19 protein-coding genes are annotated in these 19,404 nt (G+C 38.8%); 3 read left to right on the plus strand and 16 right to left on the minus strand.

What is annotated here, in order from left to right:
* Positions 1-34: 34 nt before the first annotated feature.
* The 11 genes from AABB81_RS01395 to AABB81_RS01445 form a co-directional block, all read right to left on the minus strand.
* The gene (locus tag AABB81_RS01395; RefSeq protein WP_342158093.1) at positions 35-364 is read right to left on the minus strand and encodes a hypothetical protein; all 330 of its coding nucleotides are present in this window, start codon (positions 362-364) and stop codon (positions 35-37) included.
* A gap of 110 nt (positions 365-474) precedes the next feature.
* Positions 475-1,977, minus strand: a complete 1,503-nt coding sequence (locus tag AABB81_RS01400) for a T9SS type A sorting domain-containing protein (RefSeq protein ID WP_342158095.1) — start codon at positions 1,975-1,977, stop codon at positions 475-477.
* A 110-nt stretch (positions 1,978-2,087) separates the two neighbouring features.
* The gene (locus AABB81_RS01405; protein WP_342158096.1) at positions 2,088-2,270 is read right to left on the minus strand and encodes a YgaP family membrane protein; all 183 of its coding nucleotides are present in this window, start codon (positions 2,268-2,270) and stop codon (positions 2,088-2,090) included.
* 16 nt (positions 2,271-2,286) lie between these two features.
* Positions 2,287-2,592 (minus strand): hypothetical protein, encoded by a 306-nt coding sequence (locus AABB81_RS01410; protein ID WP_342158097.1) that lies wholly within the window; start codon positions 2,590-2,592, stop codon positions 2,287-2,289.
* Positions 2,589-5,801 (minus strand): efflux RND transporter permease subunit, encoded by a 3,213-nt coding sequence (locus tag AABB81_RS01415; protein ID WP_342158098.1) that lies wholly within the window; start codon positions 5,799-5,801, stop codon positions 2,589-2,591. The genes AABB81_RS01410 and AABB81_RS01415 overlap by 4 nt, the downstream gene beginning before the upstream one ends.
* Positions 5,802-5,807: 6 nt before the next feature.
* Positions 5,808-6,896, minus strand: a complete 1,089-nt coding sequence (locus tag AABB81_RS01420; RefSeq protein WP_342158099.1) for an efflux RND transporter periplasmic adaptor subunit — start codon at positions 6,894-6,896, stop codon at positions 5,808-5,810.
* A gap of 10 nt (positions 6,897-6,906) precedes the next feature.
* On the minus strand, positions 6,907-8,238 hold the full coding sequence (locus tag AABB81_RS01425) for a TolC family protein (protein WP_342158100.1): 1,332 nt from the start codon (positions 8,236-8,238) through the stop codon (positions 6,907-6,909).
* A 190-nt stretch (positions 8,239-8,428) separates the two neighbouring features.
* Entirely contained in the window at positions 8,429-9,205 is a 777-nt protein-coding gene (locus tag AABB81_RS01430; RefSeq protein ID WP_342158101.1) for a TerC family protein, read from the minus strand.
* Between the two features lie 24 nt (positions 9,206-9,229).
* Positions 9,230-9,598: a hypothetical protein gene (locus AABB81_RS01435; protein WP_342158102.1), complete on the minus strand. Its 369-nt coding sequence runs from the start codon at positions 9,596-9,598 to the stop codon at positions 9,230-9,232.
* Positions 9,599-9,608: 10 nt separating this feature from the next.
* On the minus strand, positions 9,609-10,952 hold the full coding sequence (gene purB / locus AABB81_RS01440) for an adenylosuccinate lyase (protein ID WP_342158103.1): 1,344 nt from the start codon (positions 10,950-10,952) through the stop codon (positions 9,609-9,611).
* A gap of 63 nt (positions 10,953-11,015) precedes the next feature.
* A complete protein-coding gene (locus tag AABB81_RS01445) occupies positions 11,016-11,561 on the minus strand; it encodes a hypothetical protein (RefSeq protein WP_342158104.1) in 546 nt (181 codons plus the stop codon).
* A 206-nt stretch (positions 11,562-11,767) separates the two neighbouring features.
* Here AABB81_RS01445 and AABB81_RS01450 point away from each other — a divergent pair, with 206 nt between their 5' ends.
* Both AABB81_RS01450 and mnmA read left to right on the plus strand, forming a co-directional pair.
* Positions 11,768-12,457 (plus strand): toxin-antitoxin system YwqK family antitoxin, encoded by a 690-nt coding sequence (locus AABB81_RS01450; RefSeq protein ID WP_342158105.1) that lies wholly within the window; start codon positions 11,768-11,770, stop codon positions 12,455-12,457.
* Positions 12,458-12,562: 105 nt separating this feature from the next.
* Entirely contained in the window at positions 12,563-13,750 is a 1,188-nt protein-coding gene (gene mnmA / locus AABB81_RS01455) for a tRNA 2-thiouridine(34) synthase MnmA (protein ID WP_342158106.1), read from the plus strand.
* 60 nt (positions 13,751-13,810) lie between these two features.
* Here mnmA and AABB81_RS01460 read toward each other — a convergent pair whose 3' ends face one another.
* Positions 13,811-14,692 carry a DMT family transporter gene (locus tag AABB81_RS01460; protein WP_342158107.1) on the minus strand — a complete coding sequence of 294 codons (882 nt, stop codon included), beginning with the start codon at positions 14,690-14,692 and terminating at the stop codon, positions 13,811-13,813.
* Positions 14,693-14,782: 90 nt separating this feature from the next.
* Here AABB81_RS01460 and AABB81_RS01465 point away from each other — a divergent pair, with 90 nt between their 5' ends.
* A complete protein-coding gene (locus tag AABB81_RS01465) occupies positions 14,783-15,739 on the plus strand; it encodes an NAD(P)H-dependent flavin oxidoreductase (RefSeq protein WP_342158108.1) in 957 nt (318 codons plus the stop codon).
* Positions 15,740-15,783: 44 nt separating this feature from the next.
* Here AABB81_RS01465 and AABB81_RS01470 read toward each other — a convergent pair whose 3' ends face one another.
* From AABB81_RS01470 to mtaB, 4 genes are read right to left on the minus strand one after another with little or no spacing between them, the layout of a single operon-like run.
* The gene (locus AABB81_RS01470) at positions 15,784-16,713 is read right to left on the minus strand and encodes a lytic transglycosylase domain-containing protein (RefSeq protein ID WP_342158109.1); all 930 of its coding nucleotides are present in this window, start codon (positions 16,711-16,713) and stop codon (positions 15,784-15,786) included.
* 18 nt (positions 16,714-16,731) lie between these two features.
* Positions 16,732-17,271, minus strand: coding sequence for a dTDP-4-dehydrorhamnose 3,5-epimerase (rfbC, locus tag AABB81_RS01475; protein WP_342158110.1), 540 nt, complete (start codon positions 17,269-17,271; stop codon positions 16,732-16,734).
* Positions 17,268-17,930 carry an alpha/beta hydrolase gene (locus AABB81_RS01480; protein WP_342158112.1) on the minus strand — a complete coding sequence of 221 codons (663 nt, stop codon included), beginning with the start codon at positions 17,928-17,930 and terminating at the stop codon, positions 17,268-17,270. The genes rfbC and AABB81_RS01480 overlap by 4 nt, the downstream gene beginning before the upstream one ends.
* Before the next feature lie 54 nt (positions 17,931-17,984).
* Positions 17,985-19,316 carry a tRNA (N(6)-L-threonylcarbamoyladenosine(37)-C(2))-methylthiotransferase MtaB gene (gene mtaB / locus AABB81_RS01485; protein ID WP_342158115.1) on the minus strand — a complete coding sequence of 444 codons (1,332 nt, stop codon included), beginning with the start codon at positions 19,314-19,316 and terminating at the stop codon, positions 17,985-17,987.
* Positions 19,317-19,404: the final 88 nt, after the last annotated feature.

The raw sequence follows: 19,404 nt of genomic DNA on the forward strand, positions 1-19,404 counted from the left end.
TGTATTATCAATGTCATTATAAAGTTTTTAAAAACTAGAATGTCATGATAACAGGAGGGCCACGATCAGGATCAGTGCTTGGAAAAGAAACAGTTATGCTCACTTCAATTGACGCGTCCTTCATATCAAACCATTGAGCAAAATTGAAATTCTTGTCTTCTGTGAAATTCTGATCTAAAGTTTGATTAAAATAATGAAGATGCGAACAATCTGATTTTTCTGCATGAATGTGGCTCTCTGACTGGTCATGGCACCGCTGATTTTCATGTTCGTGAACCGCATGCATTACACCGATCCCCATAGGCAGGATCAGGATAAGTACTAAAATCAATGAAGTGATATGATTTTTTCTGTCTAATTCCATGTCACTGCAAATATACAATTTTGATGTTTATTTAAAATATGATTACTGAGTCAAGACAAAAAAAACAGGTAGCGAGTGCTACCTGTTTTTCATCAATTCATATAACGGACTTAATTTGTAATCGAAATTTTATGTCTCATTGTATCGTTTCCATTTTTGACCAGGGCGAAATACAATCCTCTTTTTAAATGAAGCGTGCTGAATTCGATCAAGACATCGGCTCCTTTTTTCGTAACACCATTGTACAGGTCTCCAACTTTTTGCCCGCTAATATTATACAGTTCTATTCGTGTGTCTCCACTTTGTTTTGATGTAAAAGCAATTTTCCCAACATCTCTAACCGGATTTGGAAATACGTTTACCTTGTTTTTAGATGAGGCTACTTTAATGGCAATCTTTTCGGTGTATTCATCCTTATCATCACAATGACCCGGTCCGATTCGGCCGTTGTTAAAATCGTCTAAAATTCCTCCTAATCTTACGCACATTTGTTGAAGGTCTTTATTGTTGTTAACCTCTTCCGGCGTATTTTCATGTAAAAACTTTGTGGCTTCATCAAAGGTGGAAGCGATATCTGACGGATCAGCATCATTATGGAGATTTAATTCTGCCGCGATGTATTGATGTGCCAGAATATAATATTTTCCTCCTTTACCTGGATTTGTATTAAAAACCTCACAATAATCTTTTCCTGATTCAAAAAATACAGTTTTCTCAGCTTTACCTCCTTCAATAAGATCCCAGGTATCATCTCTTTTTGGGCCGTTACCATTTTTTTTGCAGGTAGAATGTGTTTTCCAATAGCCCTGGGTTAAGGTACATCCGTTAAAAACTTTTTCAACATCAGCAATCACGCCTCCTACGAAAAATGAATCTCCGTTTAAGTTGTCCGAACCTGGGTCGGGAGAATAGATACTTATTGTTACTTCTGAAATATTTCCGGGTACATCCTTTAACTGATACTCACCTATGAGTAAAGAATTTCCAAGTGAATTATAAGTATTTTCAACAAATCTCTGGTATTTTGGACCTGCCTCAATTTCGATGACGATCATCCTTTGACCTTCATCCAATTCAGATATGGGTACTTTAATGGTCAAATCTCTGCTGGCCGTTTCTGTTCCAATATCCAGGGTGTATACATATTTCTTCGCAGAACCATTATGATACATAAAAACCTGCTCTACATTAACAACGCTTTTATAACTGGCCGTCAATGATGTTCTGTACACATAGGCATAAAAGGAGTGAACATAGTCCTCTATTTTTATAGATGCATTGAACTTTTCATTTAAAGGATTTGCAAAGCTTCTTGTATAATAACCTATGGACTCATCCTTTACATAGGATAGATATTGACTGCCGACAATTGGAATCCAGTTAGACGATGGAGAATCTTCATTATCAAATAAAACGCCGTCAATTGGCGGTAATGTGTTTAAACCTTTTGAAACTGCAAATAAATCAGCCTGTTTTATATTATACTGATCTGCGATTTCTAAAGTAGCACTGGTCTTACTTTTAATGCCCATTCCCATCAGTTCAACCACTTGTCCTCTAACGGAGAAGTTGAGAAATATAAGCACAACAAAAGAGAGTAATAATTTTTTCATAGCAAGGGGTTTAAAATTAATACGAGATAAAAGTAAGAAATTGGAAGTTAATATCCAAATTAATTACTTGAAAACATGCTGTTTAGGTATTTTAAAGCCCTTGGTATTTATTATTTCACGCCCATCTTTTTTAAGATTACCGACATTAAACACCAATTTGTAAAACCTGATTGTAACAAATTGGCACCCACAAAAGCTGTAAACCAGATCCAGTTGGGATTCACATAATGAGCAAGCAATAAACTGATAAGAATAAAACTTCCGGCGATGACGTTGATGTACCTGTTGATCATTTTTATATATTTAAAATTATTGATATTTTTCTATATGTAACACAATGGCCCTTAAAGGATTACCGCTTTCTACCGTCATATTGAGGACTTCCAGCTCCTTCAATAGCAAATCGATCTTATGCTCTTCAGTAAAAGTGAAGAATAAAACGGATTTTACGTTCTCCGTTGAACTGGAGAACCAATTGTCAATGAGGTCTTCCTGGTCAAGTGTTTTGAATCCATTGATATCAGTGTTGCTAAAGGCCAGAATTCCGGCTTTTTTAAACAATTTTACAGCTTGTTTTTCATAGCTTTTTACTGCGGTAATGACGAGTAATTTCATATTGATTTGTTTTTCTTTTTAAGTTTGCTTCTTTCCAGATAGTAATAGATCAGCGGTACTGCCAGCAGCGTTAAAAAGGTCGAAAATATCGTACCCCCTAAAAGTGAAATGGCAAGCCCCTGAAATATTGGATCAAAAAGCATGACAATAGCGCCAATCACCACAGTTCCGGCAGTTAAAAGTATCGGCGTTGTCCTAACTGCGCCTGCCTCTACGACCGCCTGTCTTAATTCAACGCCGTCTTCGAGCCTCAGGTTGATAAAATCAACGAGAAGTACTGAATTTCTTACCATGATTCCGGCCAATGCGATAAGACCAATCATAGAAGTAGCAGTAAAATAGGCATCAAATACCCAATGGCCCAAGATGATTCCAATCAGCGAAAGCGGGATAGCGATAAGCATCACAACAGGCGACCTGAAACTTTGGAACCATCCAACCAGCAAGACATAAATGATAATGATAACTACGGCAAACGCGGCCCCGAGATCTCTAAAAACCTCAAAAGTAATTTGCCATTCACCATCCCATTTAACTGTGTATTCCTCGGTATTTGTCGGTTGATGATTCCATTCTTCATGTAGGGTAAAACCTGTGGGCATATCAATATCTTTTAAAAGGCCTGAGAGGCTCATTAAAGCATATACAGGGCTCTCCAGATCTCCTGCCATATCAGCGGTTACATAAACCACCCTTCTTTGGTTTTTTCTCATGATACTTTTTTGAATCGTATCTTTTTTCAAGTGAATAAGATCGCCTATTGGAACCGCTGTTCCGTTATTTGAAATTACCTTGAATTGAAAAAGGTCCTGTGCGGTGGCTCTTTCTTTGTCTTCAAATTTAAGGACGATGCCGATATCACTATTTGATCTGTCCCTGTACATCTTGCCAATGGCTTGATCAGACAAAGACATCTGCATGGTATTCACAATCTGCTGAGGGCTAATGCCGTTCAATATGGCTTTTTCTTTATCTATGATAAATTTGTATTCAGTTTGATCATCTTCCACCATCCAATCGATATCGACAACGTCTTCAACTTCAGCGAATTTATTTTTAAGCTGATCGGCAATTTGAATTTGCTGCTGGTGATTGGGCCCGTAAACCTCTGCAACCAAGGTTGAAAGTACCGGTGGCCCCGGTGGTACCTCAACAACCTTGACATTGGCACCAAACTTTTGTCCGATCCTTTGAATTTCAGGACGGAATACGGTAGAGATATAATGGCTTTGTTCCTTGCGATCTTCCTTGTCAGTCAGGTTTACCTGTATGTCTGCGATATTTGATCCGCTTCGAAGGTCATAGTGCCTTACCAGGCCGTTGAATGTTATTGGAGAAGCTGTTCCCGCATACGATTGATAATTCTTCACAAAGTGACTTTCCTTGATATACTGTGAGATCTCTTTAACCACCATATCAGTTCTTTCCAAAGTTGTTCCTTCCGGCATGTCAACAATCACCTGAAATTCATTCTTATTGTCAAATGGCAGCATTTTAACTGCTACGGCTTTGGTAAGAAACATGGCAGAAGTTGCCATCAGCAGAAATATATTGATACCGAAAAAGGCGAGTCGATACCACTTATTGTCTAAGAGCGGATCAATCGTTTTCTTGTAGAACCTAAAGATAGAAGAATCTTCAAGCGTTTTTGATGGTTTCTTTTCCTTGGTTTTATTTTCTTTTTCCCTTAGAAAAATATACCCTAAATAAGGGGTTATGGTCAAGGCCACAAAAAGGGAGATAAGCATAGCTATGGAAGCTCCGATAGGCATAGGGCTCATATATGGACCCATCAAACCCGATACAAAGGCCATTGGCAATACCGCGGCTATCACTGTAAAAGTTGCCAGTATCGTTGGGTTTCCAACTTCGTTAATCGCGTAAAGAGCCGCCTGTTTAAAGGGTAATCGCTTCATTTTAAAATGCCTGTGCATGTTTTCGGCTATAATAATCGAATCATCAACTACGATACCCGTAACAAAGACAAGGGCAAAAAGTGTAATCCGGTTTAGGGTATAGTCCATAAAATAATAGCTGAACAGGGTGAGTGCAAAGGTTACCGGTACTGATAAAAACACAACCAGGCCTCCGCGCCATCCCATGGCGAGCATTACTACCAGGGATACAGAAATGATGGCAATAAAAAGATGGCTTAGGAGCTCAGAAACCTTGTGCGATGCAGTGGCTCCATAGTTCCTTGAGACAGTGACCTGCACATCATCCGGGATAAGGTCTTTTTTTAAGGTTTCAATTTTTTCCAGGATGACATTCGAAACTTTCATGGCATCCCCACCTTTTTGTTTTCCGATTGAAAGTGTAACTGCATTGTACAATTCAGGGTGTTCAAGGTTTTCTTCTGAGGCTTTCCCAAAACCAAAATTCACATATTCTTTAGCTGCTTCTGCACCATAACTAACGGTGGCGATTTGATTGAGATAGACGGGTCTTTTCTCGTAAATACCTACTATCAGATTTTCAATATCTTCTGCAGTCTTTAAAAAATCTCCCGTATGTATCCTGATTTCCTCATCATTATTCGTTATGGTTCCTGAATTGGATTGTGTATTGCTGGCCTGTATCATTTGAGCCACGCTCAGGATATCTAATTTGTTTTCGGCGAGCTTCTCTTTATCAAGGAAGACACTCACTTCCTGACTTCTGCCACCGATTATATTTGTAATGGCAACGCCATCCACTTTTTTAATCTCAGAATTAACCTCTTCCACAAGTTGCTTGAGCCGAAAATCGTCATAGTGTTCGCTCCAGAAGGTCAGCCCCAAAACCGGTACATCATCAATGGCTCTGGTTTTGACCAATGGCATTGTAACCCCTTGAGGTATCTGATCCAGATGTTTGATAATCTCATTATAAAGCTGCACAAATGATCTTTCAAGGTCTTCTCCAACGTAAAACTGCACGATCAACATGGCTTTCCCATTCATCGAGGTTGAATAGACATATTCTACACCTGGCAAATTGCTTACGATTTTTTCAAGCGGTTTCGCCACTTTTGATTCGATTTCTGCCGGTGAAGCACCTGGATACCCTACAAATATATCGGCAATGGGCACCTCAATTTGAGGCTCTTCCTCCCTGGGAATCAAATAAGAGCTGTAAACACCAATGATCATGAAAATTACCATCAGCAATATAGTGAGCTTCGATTGTAAAAAAACCGATGCTATTTTTCCTGCAAATCCTTTATCCATCGCTTTTTATTTTATGTTGAGTTTAACTCCGTTATATAATTTGCTTTCAGCGCTTACTATATATTGCTCACCTTCAGAAAGTCCTGACAGTACTTCAATATGATCACCCACTGATCTTCCCAGTTTGAGCCATCTCAGAATAGCGGTATTAGAAGAACTTACAGTATAAATACCTTGTAAGTCTCCCTTTCTTATGAGCGCTGATTTGGGGATCAGGACCTGGGTAGTTTGATTCTGACTTGATGGGAATACAGCAGAAATAAACATCCCTGAATACAATCGCACGTCTTCGGGAATTTCTAATTTTATTTTTACCAGATACTGACCACCAGAGTTTTGCGAAGAAGTACTGATTTCGCTAACGGTTCCGTACAGTGTTTTTTCATTTGATTTTACGTAAACCTTGACGCTGTCATTTTGGCGTACATAAGGAATATTCATTTCCGGGACCATGGCAATGGCCACAAAGTTATTTGGTGCCTCAATGCTCAAGAGGTGCTGCCCCGGGTTAGCCATATCGCCAACCTTGACAGATTTGGAAGTAATGACACCGCTGAATGGTGCCCTTATGTTTGTATAGGATAATATCGCTTCCACTTCTTTTCGGACCTGCCTGGCACTTTCAAGCTGTGCTTTTGCTATGCTGTATTGGGTATTCACATCATCGAACTCCTTTTGGGAAGCACTTTTTTGCTCGAATAAAGTCTGATATCTCTTCAGGTTTTTATCGGCTGTTAAAAACCTGGCTTCAGCCTGGCTAATCCCGGCTTGTGCCTGGGCTTTTTTGGCTTCCATATCGGCATTGTTAATATCGATCAAGGCTTGTCCCTTTCTTACATTTTGCCCAACTTTCACATAAACTTTAGATACGTAGCCCATCATTCTGGTACTGATGTTTGCAAATTGATCGGCTTCAATTTGGCCACTGGTATTGAAATAACCATTGCTCTCGGGAACTATTGATTTTTCCACTTTTACATCTACAACTTCGACAGCTGTGGTAGTGGAATTCTTGGAGTCGGAGCAAGAAGCCAGCGTAGCTGAAGCCATCAGGAATAGACTCAAAAGTTTTATTGTTTTGTAATTTAGTTTCATCTTGTTTTGATTATCGTGTTAAGAAATTTAAATAGACTTTTGAAAAGTTGAAGTTGAAGATGGCCCTTGCATATTCAAGTTCTTTTTCATGGTATTTTGTTTCAGCGAAGAGAAGGTCTTTTGATTTTTCCAAACCTTGCTTAAACCTGTTATCTGTGATCCTGAATGCTTCTTTTGATTGTGTCAGGGAAAGACCGGTAAGCTCTATCTGTTTTTTGGCATCTGAAAATTGACGTTTGGCTTTATTGATTTCCAATTCACTTTCCTGAATATATTTTTGTTGTTTGAGCGTGGCTTTTTCTAAAAGCGCTTTTTCCTGGTGAATTTTACCGATGTTTTTATAACCACTAAAAATATCCCAGGACAGTTGCAGACCAATCATATAGTTGTTGGCTCCAAAACCCATAAACGAGGCATCATTCCATTCATAATTTGCCACAGCATTGGCTCTGGGGATAAAACTCATTTTTGATGATTGAAGCATTTGTTCCTGGGCATCTATGGAATACTGCATCGCAAGAAGGTCCTTGCGGTTGCTGTTCAAGGTAAAATCGTCTTCGGAGCCAACTACGTCCAGTGTTAATTCATCTGATGGCATAAGTACTCCTGGGTCTGTATTTCCTATTAAAAAAGCAAGGTATTCAGAGACGTTTTGAAAGTTAGACCTGGCCAGGTGAAGTTTGTGTTCTATCTCGGCCAACCTGACTTCCATATCGAGATAAGCGGCACTTTGCATCAAGCCCTGATCATAGGTATTTTTTGCCCAAATCTGATTCTGAGAAGCTGTTTCTTTAGCTTTTTTAATAACTTCAATTGATTTATGAGCCAATTGGAGTTGCATATAGGTTTTGATGGCTTCAAGTTCTATATATTCCTCTGTTCTCTGTGCCTGAAGGTTTGAAGCTTCCAAATTGAGATTGGCCATTTTTCTTTCTTTCCAACCATCTACGTTGATCAGGGGTTGCATGAGTTCAATCCTTGTGTTGAAGTTCTCTACATTACCCGGATCATTGAGCAGTTCGGGGTCAAAATCAGCAGATGCTACATCTCTTTGAAGCAATTTGAAACCAAATGCCTGCAAAGGGTTATTTGTGAAAGTACTCGTATTACTCAGTCTGATCTGAGGCAGTAAAACGGCTCTCGAACTTTCGTATTGTCCTTTTGCCAGGGCATAGTCTTGTTGTGAGATCTTTAGACTGTTATTATTTTCCTTTGCGCGGGTTTTTACTTCTTCAAGACTTATAACAGTGCTCGATTGCGCATGGGTCTGAGCCAGCATTAAAACGGTTCCCAGGACCAAAACTCCTTTTAAAAACGATTTGTTCAATTTGAATAAATACATGGATTTCTTAAATTAATTCCATGCAAAATTAGACTTATATCCTACTTGTCTAAGTAACCCAAGGCACATTGACACAATACAAAATGTCGTAACGAAGCTTCACTTACTTTTGGTATGCAGTACATCAGTACCCCTTGAGAGATTTTCCCTTGTTCTTTTAAAAGAGGTGAAGATGCAAATATGAATCGAGTTATATTTTTATTTTGAGCTTTCTGACCTTCATATTGAGGGCTTCAACAAGAAGTGAGAAAGCAATGGCAAAGTACAGGTAACCTTTTGGTATGGCACCAACGCGCTGGCCAAAAATTACTGCATTCGATAAATGCGCACTTTCTGTCACAAGCATAAAACCGATAAGAATCAGAAACGATAAGGCCAGCATTTGTACTGTAGGATGTTTATTGACAAATTTTCCGACAGGCAAGGCAAAGATCATCATGATCAAAATGGATACAACAACAGCTATAATCATGATAATCAAAGCTCCATCCAGACCATTGGTCATTCCAACAGCGGTCAAAACTGAGTCAAAGGAAAAAACAATGTCTATAAGCACGATTTGAACAATGACGGCAGACAGCGAAGACTTCACATTACTGCCGGCACTAGTATCGTGTTCAGCGCCTTCCACCTTTTGATGGATTTCATGCGTGCTTTTGTACAACAGGAAAAAACCACCACCTAACAGAATCAGACTTTGCCCTGAAACGGAAGCCTGAAACCAGGAGAGATCGACCTCAAAAAGAATGTCTTTCATGGCGATGATATAGGAGACGCCTATGAGTAATAAAATTCTAAAGACCATGGCCAGCACCAGCCCTATATTTGTTGCTTTTTTAATCCGGTTTTGAGGAAGCTTACCCGCGGTAATCGAGATAAAAATTATATTATCGATTCCAAGAACTATTTCAAGGAAAGTTAAAGTTAGTAGAGCTACCCATGTATCGATGTGAGAAAATATTTCCATGATTCAAGTGTTTTGCTGATTGGATTATTCCAGTTTTATGGCCGTACCCTTTTGTTTGAATTTAGATCCTTTATAATAAGCTTTAAAGGTATAGGTATCCTCTTTAATACTGATAATCTTTACATGAAAAGGGGTACTGTCCAAAAGTGTTTTCGGGCTTCTTTTGGTTAATACATATTCAAACTGGTCAAGCCACTTTATATTGAATGTATCCTTGACTCCATTAAAATCTTCAATTTGAATCGAATCATTGCGTGTTGCAAACGAAACCGTCTCTTTGTCTTCTAAAATGGTTTTAAATCTGCCCTTTTTAAGATCATCCAGGTGTAATTTACTGCCGTTGATACAGGAAACAGTAAGATAAAACATCATGATTGTCAAAAAATGGCGCATGGCTGATTGATTAAATTCCAGTGTAATTGTGAGGTGTAATAGCTTTTAATTCCTTTTTTATCTCGTCGGTCACTGCAAGCGTATCTATAAAGTCGGCTATTGCTTTTTGGTCGATCTTGGCGTTGGTCCTTGTAAGTCCTTTCAAAGCCTCATAGGGATCCGGGTAAGCCTCACGTCTCAATATGGTTTGAATGGCTTCTGCGGCTACAGCCCAGTTATCCTCAAGATCCTTGTCAAAAGCTTCCTGATTCAAGAGCAGTTTGTTTAACCCTTTTACAGTAGAAGTAAAAGATATGATAGTGTGGCCAACAGGAACTCCAATATTTCTAAGCACGGTTGAATCGGTCAAATCTCTTTGCAATCTGGAAATAGGCAGTTTAGCCGATAGATGTTCAAAAATAGCATTGGCAATGCCAAGATTTCCTTCGCTATTCTCAAAATCTATAGGGTTTACCTTATGGGGCATGGCCGAAGAACCTACTTCTCCTTTTTTAATTTTTTGTTTGAAATAATTCATCGAAATATATTGCCAAAAATCCCTGTCGAGGTCGATAACAATAGTATTGATCCTTTTTAACCCATCAAATAAAGCAGCCAAATGGTCATAATGCTCTATCTGGGTCGTTGGGAAAGAATGTGTCAACCCGAGGACATCCTGAACAAAATGACTTCCAAAAGCTTTCCAGTCATAATCTGGATATGCCACTTTATGTGCATTGAAATTTCCTGTCGCCCCTCCAAATTTCCCGGCAAAAGGTATTTCTTTTAGCAACTTTAATTGCTGCTTTATCCTTTCAACAAAAACATATATCTCTTTACCCAAACGGGTTGGAGAAGCAGGTTGTCCATGTGTTTTTGCGAGCATGGAAACAGCACTCCACTCGGTTGCAAGTGATTCGAGCTTTTTAATCAGCGCATCCAGCTCGGGTAAATAAACACTGTTATAAGCATCTTTTAAACTCAAGGGTACAGCAGTATTGTTAATATCTTGTGAAGTAAGTCCAAAATGGATAAACTCCTTGTATTTATGCAGATTCAGTTGGTCAAATTTCTCCTTGATAAAATATTCAACGGCTTTGACATCATGATTGGTAATACTTTCTATTTCCTTAATTCTTAATGCATCTTCAGCAGAGAAATCCGTATAGATGCTTTTTAAGGTGCTAAAAAGAGCATTGTCAAAACTTTTCAATTGTGGGAGTGGAATTTGACAAAGCGCAATAAAATATTCTATCTCTACTTTAACCCTGTATTTTATGAGTGCCTGTTCCGAGAAAAAATCAGCTAGGCCTTCTATTTTATTTCTGTACCTGCCGTCTATTGGAGATATGGCGTTCAAGGTTGTCAAATTCATGTCAAGTCATTTTTTTTGTAAGCTGCAAAAATAGTTTATTACACGTTTTTATGCACCATGGTTCTAGAGATTTTTTAATAATTTCCTTGCATGCGTCCTGTATCCGCTTGTTCCCAAGTCTGCGTTTTTTTGTAGAACTGATTTTAGTTCCGGTTGTATCCAATTTTGTTCTGAACTCCATAGTTTCAGCGTATCCATGGCAAATACTTGGGTGGCTGTTTTATGCGATTCAATAAGCCAGTCAAAATTACAGGAGATGATGATTTCCACTTCAGTTTGACTAGGTTTGATTTTTGAAGTCTTTTTTGAAAAATAATAGCTACTCCACAAGCTGCAAACTTTTGAAATCGGCCTTAAGGCACTTTCATGGTTTAACAGCGGCATGCCCCTGATAAATTCATGTATATAAGCATCTAAAAGCGAGCCGTCTTCAAGATATACCAATTCCAGTACCCAGGCCGCCTTAATATGCAAAGGGTCATCAATATCATATACTTTAGCAATAAGCTCTGGCAGCAGTTCGGGATTCCTTACAATATCAGCAGCCGTGGCATCACGATAGATTCTCTTTGCATTTATGACTTTATTCAAAATACTTATAAGATCCATTTTAGTGCCTTTTGTCTGCAGGTTGCCGTTCAGATGAATCTAATTTTTGGCGCATGATTGATGTGATTTCTTACAGTGCCAGAATCATCTGCTGTGCAGAGAAACTAAAATTAAAAAATATTTCTATTTTTATCCCCATAAATAAGCGCTTAATTTGAACAACATTTTTCGCTTATTTGAGTTATTTAATTAGAAATAGTAATCAAATGTATAGATATAGCCTGTTGTTGGTCTTTTTTTTGAATTTTTTTGCATCACATGCTCAGGCAGATATCAATCAATTTGATGCTGAGGGCAAAAGACATGGAGTTTGGAGAAAGTATTACAACAACAACCGTATCAGATATTCCGGGAAGTTTGATCATGGGAAGGAAGTCGGGGTTTTTAAATATTTTTCGGCATCAGATTCTGATTTTCCTGTAATTGTAAAGGAATATGAAGATAACAGCGATCTTGCAAGAGTAAGTTTTTTTACGCCTTCGGGAGCACTTGAAAGCAAAGGTCTGATGAGAGGGAAGGAGAGAGAAGGTAAATGGTTGTATTATCACCCGGATGGTAAATCGGTAATGAGTGAGGAGAATTACGTGAATGGAAAACTTGACGGTGCCTATAAAACTTTTTACCCCTCGGGGGAGCCAACTGAAACTGCCTATTACAAGAATGGATTACTGCACGGGAATTATAAAAAGTACTCCATTAAGGGGTTTCTTTATCAGGATTTTAATTACGCCAACGGAAAACTAAATGGCATGGCCGTTTACTATAGCCGTAAGACAGGAGACCTTATCAAAAAAGGACCTTTTAAGGATGACCTAAGGGTAGGAACATGGGAAAATTATGTCGACGGTGAATTGGTGAGTACTGAACAACCCGCCTTAAAGCCTGAAAAGGATTAATTATGTCTTTGTGCTACTTACATGATTAAATCTGGAACAAGTGCAGGGGCTTGTTTATAATACATTTTGTTTTTTGTATCTTTGCCGACGCAATTTTTATAGTCGATGAAAAGAGTTATCGTAGGATTATCCGGTGGAGTTGATTCAAGCGTTGCTGCTTATTTACTTAAGCAACAGGGCTATGAAGTGATTGGGCTGTTTATGAAAAACTGGCATGATGATTCAGTAACAATTTCAAAGGAATGTCCCTGGCTGGAAGACAGTAACGATGCGATGCTAGTTGCTGAAAAGTTAGGCATCCCGTTTCAGGTTGTGGACCTTAGTGAACAATACAAGGAAAGGATTGTTGATTATATGTTCAGGGAATATAAAATGGGCAGAACGCCAAATCCGGATGTACTGTGCAACAGGGAAATCAAGTTTGACGTGTTCATGGATATTGCATTGGATCTTAAGGCAGATTATGTAGCTACCGGGCACTATTGCAGAAAATCGGAGCAGGAGATCGGGGCTGAGAGGGTCTATAGCCTGTTGGCAGGAAAGGACGATAATAAGGACCAGTCATATTTTTTGTGTCAGTTGTCCCAGCAACAACTGGCTAAAGCCTTATTTCCGATTGGGGAATTGAAAAAGTCAGAGGTCCGTGAGATTGCAGCTCAGCAGGGACTCGTTACTGCAGATAAAAAAGATTCACAAGGCCTTTGCTTTATTGGTAAGGTGAGGTTACCTGAATTTTTGCAACAACAATTGAAACCAAAGGAAGGCCTGATCGTTCAAATTCCTAATGATTCGACTATTTATGATACAGAAACACCTGAATTTTCAAATCAGGAAGAGGCCCTTAAGTTCAACAGCCAAAAATTTCACTATTCCCCGGAGGATGGAAAAGCTGTAGGAAAGCATCAGGGGGCCCATTATTTTACAAAAGGCCAACGAAAGGGCTTGGCAGTCGGAGGTACTGTTGAACCTCTGTTTGTAATTGATACTGACGTAGAACGCAACGTGATCTATGCCGGGGAGGGAAAACATCACAGAGGATTATATCGAAATGTATTGTTTGTAAAAGCCGATGAAATTCACTGGATCAGAGAAGACCTTGCGCTTGAAATCGGTGAAGAAATGGAAGTGATGGCCAGGATTCGATACCGTCAGGCATTAAAAAAAGCGAGTTTATACAGAGCAGCTGATGGCATGTATGTCTCATTCAATGAGCCCCAGTCTGCTATCACTGAAGGTCAGTTTGTGGCCTGGTATCAGGACGATGAATTGTTGGGTTCCGGCGTGATAAGTTAAGAGGGCTTATGCATTGATTTAATTTGAACCTTTTACTGACACTGCAATAAGCACCGATTCCTATAAATTTGTTTTGACTTTGGTTTTCTTAACGATCAATAAAAAAACACCTCCCAAGATCATAAGAGAAGCAATAATTAATTTTGAACTGATCAGTTCTCCTACAAAAATAACACCACCTATGGCGGCAAGAACCGGGACAAAAAGCTGGACTATCGAGGCTTGTATCGAGCTGAGTTCCTTTAGAGCCATATACCATATCGTGTAGCCAATTCCAGAAGTGATTGTTCCGGATAAAAGAGCAAGCAGAATTCCCTTGGTTGAGGCGTTGGCATCTTTTGCAATAAAGAATAAAAGCAGCATTAAAAATGGAGTGGCCCTTAAAAAGTTAAATGCAGTTTCATTGAGCGGGTTCTTTGAATCCCTGCCTCGTATCGAATATAAACCCCAGGAGACACCCGAAATTGTCATTAAAACAAAGCCTGAAACCGATGGAGTTTTAGCATCAGGTAACATCAAATATACGAATCCTGCAATGGATAAAAATACTCCCAGCCATTCCCAAACACTCATTTTATAGCCTGATAATAGTGAATAGGCGATCATGGTGATTTGAACCGATCCGAATATAATCAAAGCCCCGGTTCCTGTTTCTAAAGTAATATAGGCATAAGAAAAGGCCGCCGCGTACAGGAATAGTACAAAGCCGGAAACCCAGGAACCTTTTGAATATGATGATCGGTCACCTCTTGATAAGAAAACCAGGATAGCCAATACTGACGCCCCGGAAATCAAACGGATACCGGTAAATAATCCAGGATCAATAGCCTTCTCTTTCAGGGCTAACCTACAGATTACAGAATTTGCCGCAAATGCCGAAAGTGCTAAAAACGTGTATATGACGGTTTGGGCAATTATTTTAGTTTTTTTATTTTGAATCATGTTTGAATTACGGTCCGGTAATTTACTAAGATAAACATTGAGAATGTGAATTAAACCAATTAATTTTACAGGGGTGAATCAACTTTCAATATGAACGAAAACAGGAATAAAGTCACATCATTGTTTGGAATAGACTATCCGATCATCCAGGCAGGAATGGTTTGGGTAAGCGGATATAAACTCGCTGCCGCTGTAAGTAATTCAGGGGGCCTGGGTTTAATAGGTGCTGGTTCCATGTATCCTGAGGTCCTTAGAGAACATATACAAAAATGTAAAAAAGCAACCCTTAAACCATTTGGTGTTAATATTCCGTTGTTCTATCCTGACCTTCAAAAAATCATTGATATCATTATTAAAGAAGAAGTAAAGATTGTATTTACTTCAGCCGGAAACCCGAAATTATACACGAGTATTTTAAAAGAAAGGGGAATTACCGTGGTTCATGTGGTGAGCAGCGTGAAATTTGCTTTAAAATCACAGGAGGCAGGAGTGGATGCCGTTGTTGCGGAAGGTTTTGAAGCCGGAGGCCATAATGGAAGAGAAGAGACAACAACCTTTACTTTAATCCCTATGGTAAAGGAAAAGATTCATATACCATTGATTGCGGCAGGAGGGATAGCAACGGGAAGGGGAATGCTTGCCGCCATGGTTTTAGGTGCTGATGGTGTTCAAATCGGAAGCCGGTTTGTTGCGAGTGAAGAGTCTTCCGCCCATTTGAATTTTAAGCAGGAAGTGGTGAAAACAGAAGATGGAGGAACCCATTTGACCCTTAAGGAATTAACTCCGGTGAGACTGATTAAGAATCAATTCTACCAAAATGTTCAAAAACTTTATGAAAAGCATGCAGATACCGAAGCGTTAAAAGAGTTTTTAGGACGCGGCAGGGCTAAAAAAGGAATGTTCGAGGGTGACCTCAACGAAGGGGAGCTGGAGATTGGTCAAATAGCAGGACTTATACATGATATTAGGCCCGCATCCAAAATAGTTAAAGACATTTTAAAAGAATACCATAAGGCCTTACTGTCAATTACAAAGATCAATTTTTAGTCAAAAAATGATTTTCTTAAGAGCCTGGAAGCACTACTTGATCTTTATTTAGGAATTTGTATCTCGTACAATTTTCTTGATTTATTATTTAAATGGTTTTCCCTAAGCCATGGGTTGTACATTTTCAATTCCTTGTAATTTGTATCGAATTTTTGCGCAAAGCTTGCAATATTAGTGATTGCTGTATCTACTCTTACGGTATAGGTAGTACCTAATTCATAGAGATCATCTTTATCAAATTCAAAACCGTATTTTTCAGGATGGCTTAGGATTTCCTTGGCCGCTACGATTCTTGGAATATACCTTTCAGTATTTTCACCTGCAAGAACGTCATAATAATTATCGACCATTTGTTCCTTAAGCCTTTTCTCAATCCCAAAATTGCCGGCGTGGTATGCCGCTGCAGCCAGTGTCCAACTGCCAAGTCTTTCTTTGGCCTCAATGAGATAATCACATGCGGCCCTGGTTGCTTTTTCCAAATGATATCTTTCATCGACATTATCATTGATCTCAAGACCATTTTCCCTTCCTGCGCCTTTGAGCATTTGCCACATACCCTTTGCGCCTGCCGGAGAGGTAACATTTCTAAGGTCACTTTCAATAACCGATAAATATTTAAAATCATCCGGAACCCCTTTTTCCTTTAAAATGGGTTCGATTACCGGAAAATATTTGTTTGTTCTTTTAAACCACAACAGGGCATTTGACTGCCAATAGGTGTTCACTAATAATTCCCTGTCTATTCGCTCCTTTATATCAGTTTTGTCAAGAAGTACTTTTTCTCCCGCAAAACTCAGGTTCTCAGGAATTTTAAGAGCTTTTATTGTATAGCTGTTCTCATCATTGGTTGTAGACGAATCGACATTTACTTTGCCTTTGGTTTCAGATTTTTTCACAGATTTTTCCGCGTTGATAAAAAAGAAAGCTATAACAACAATACTTGCTAAAACAATGAATCGATATGATCTGCTCATAGTAATTTGATTTTAAAATTAAAAGGGATTTTCAAATGTAACAAAATTTTCCGCCATTCGGTCTTTTTCTGCTAAAATCGGATCAAGCACACCCCAGTCAATGGAGAGATCAGGATCATTCCATAAAAGGCTGGCCTCGCTTTTAGCATCATAATAGTCTGAACACTTGTAATTTAAAATAGTATCGTCTTCAAGGCTTAAAAAACCATGAGCGAATCCTGCAGGTATGTATAGTTGTTTTTTATTTTCGCCGCTTAACACGTGTTTAAAGTGTTTTCCAAAAGTACTCGAATCTTTTCTCAAGTCAACGGCAACATCCAAAATACTGCCTTTTACCACCCTGATCAGTTTAGACTGTGCATGAGGAGGAAGTTGAAAATGAAGCCCTCTTAAGACATTCTTATGTGAAACCGACTCATTGTCTTGTACAAAACGGTCTTTGATTAGCATCGCTACTTTCTTTTCATTATACGACTCCATAAAATAACCTCTGCTGTCATAATACACCTTAGGCGTCAACAGGATGATATCATTTATGTCTGTTTTTTCAAGAATCATACCAACAAAATGTTTTCAATGATTGCACTTATTTTTTTTGCTTTAATAATGATCATGGCATGTGTACCGTCTTCAACGGAAATACAATCTTTAACGTGTTTTATTGGAAAAATCTCATCTTTCGTTCCGTGGATGTGTATTACACCGGGTTGGATAGATTTGTTGCTCCAGAACAATACATTGCGCAGGGCCCAATTTAGATATTTTTCGTTTCTTATACTTAAATATTTATTATATAATTCACCTTTTTTTTTCAAGTTTGGATGGAAGTTGTATTTCGAAAAGTCATCTATTTTTGCTATTTGTTTGGTTGGAAAGAACTTGTAAGCACCCGAACTTCTCAGTAATTTTAATCTTTTGGGCATCTCATCCTGACTTTTGATACTTGAGATAATAATTACTTTGCGAACCGCGATGAGCCTGCTAATTTCCTGAACCAGGATTCCTCCAAACGACACGCCTATCAATACTGCTTGTTCGTGTTCTATAAGCTTAAGGTATTTAGCGGCATAACTGGGAAGAGATTCATTTTCGTTTGCAGGTTCAAGCCATTCAAGATAATGCAATTCAAATTTATCTTCTGCCACATGTATGAATTCAAAGATTCTTGAGCTGGCAGCCAGGCCAGGCATAAAATAGATGTGTATTTTATCTTCCATTGGTACAACGTGGAATCAAAAATACTAAAACTTTCAACCAAAAGAACTCCTTTATCACATTACTGCCTCTTTGATCCATTCAAATCTTACAAGACCGTCCTCATCTATGTTCGTGAGTTTGACAGGATGCAGCGAATTCACAAGGGCAGGGTTCCAGGGTGTTTTTACTTTAACATAATTTTCTGTGAATCCATGAATATATCCTTTTTTGTTTTCACCCTCAAAAAGAACCGTTAGCGTCTCCCCAAGTTGAGATTCATAAAAAGCCCTCCTTTTTTTGACCGATAAGCCTCTGAGCATTTTACTTCTTTTATTTCTGACCTTAATCGGAATTACGCCTTTCATTTCAACGGCTTCGGTATTAGGCCTTTCTGAATAAGTAAAAACATGAAGATAGGAAATATCAAGATTGGATAAGAACTCATAAGTCTCAAGAAACACCTCATCAGTTTCACCGGGAAACCCAACGATAACATCTACGCCAATACAGGCATGAGGCATTAATGTTTTGATCTTTTTTACACGGTCAGCATACAGGCTCGACTGATACCTCCGTTTCATGCTTTTCAGCAGTTCGTCACTTCCACTTTGCAGGGGTATATGAAAATGCGGAACAAAACTTTTTGAACCTGACACAAAATCAATGGTTTCATTTTGAAGCAGGTTGGGTTCAATCGAAGAGATCCTTATTCGATGAATTCCCTGCACTGTATCAAGTGCCTGAACCAACTCGAGAAAAGTATGTTCGTGTTTTTTATTTCCGAATTCACCTTTCCCGTAATCTCCAATGTTTACACCTGTCAGTACAATCTCCTTGATTCCTTTAGCCGATATTTCTTTGGCATTCTCAATCACATTTTCCAGGGTGTCACTTCGGGAAATTCCCCTGGCCAATGGGATGGTGCAATACGTGCATTTATAATCGCATCCATCCTGTACTTTGAGGAAAGCTCTTGTGCGATCTCCAATGGAATAGGAACCCACATAGAAATCTGCTTCATCAATTTCACAGGAATGAATCTCCCCCATCTGGTTTTTTGAAAGATCTTCAATATAGTCAAGTACTTTAAATTTTTCGGTGGCTCCAAGAACAAGGTCAACTCCGTTAATATTCGCAAGTTCTTCAGGCTTTAACTGCGCATAGCAACCAATGGCTATTAAGAATGCATCTTCATTTTTCTTTAAGGCTGATTTAACGATAGTTTTAAAGCGTTTATCGGCATTTTCCGTCACAGAGCAGGTATTGATGACATAGATATCCGCGTAGTCATCAAATTCCACCCTGTTGAATCCTTCGTTTTGAAAATCTCTCGCAATGGTTGACGTTTCTGAAAAATTCAGTTTGCACCCAAGCGTATAAAAAGCTACTTTTTTATCAGTCTTCATGCTCAATTCTTTAGCGCTGACAAAAATACAATATTTTCATCGATTGAATTTTTTGAAGGGTATTAAAAAAATGTTTACGGAGGTAAAT

Source organism: Lutimonas vermicola, from assembly GCF_038433205.1.
GTDB lineage: Bacteria > Bacteroidota > Bacteroidia > Flavobacteriales > Flavobacteriaceae > Lutimonas > Lutimonas vermicola.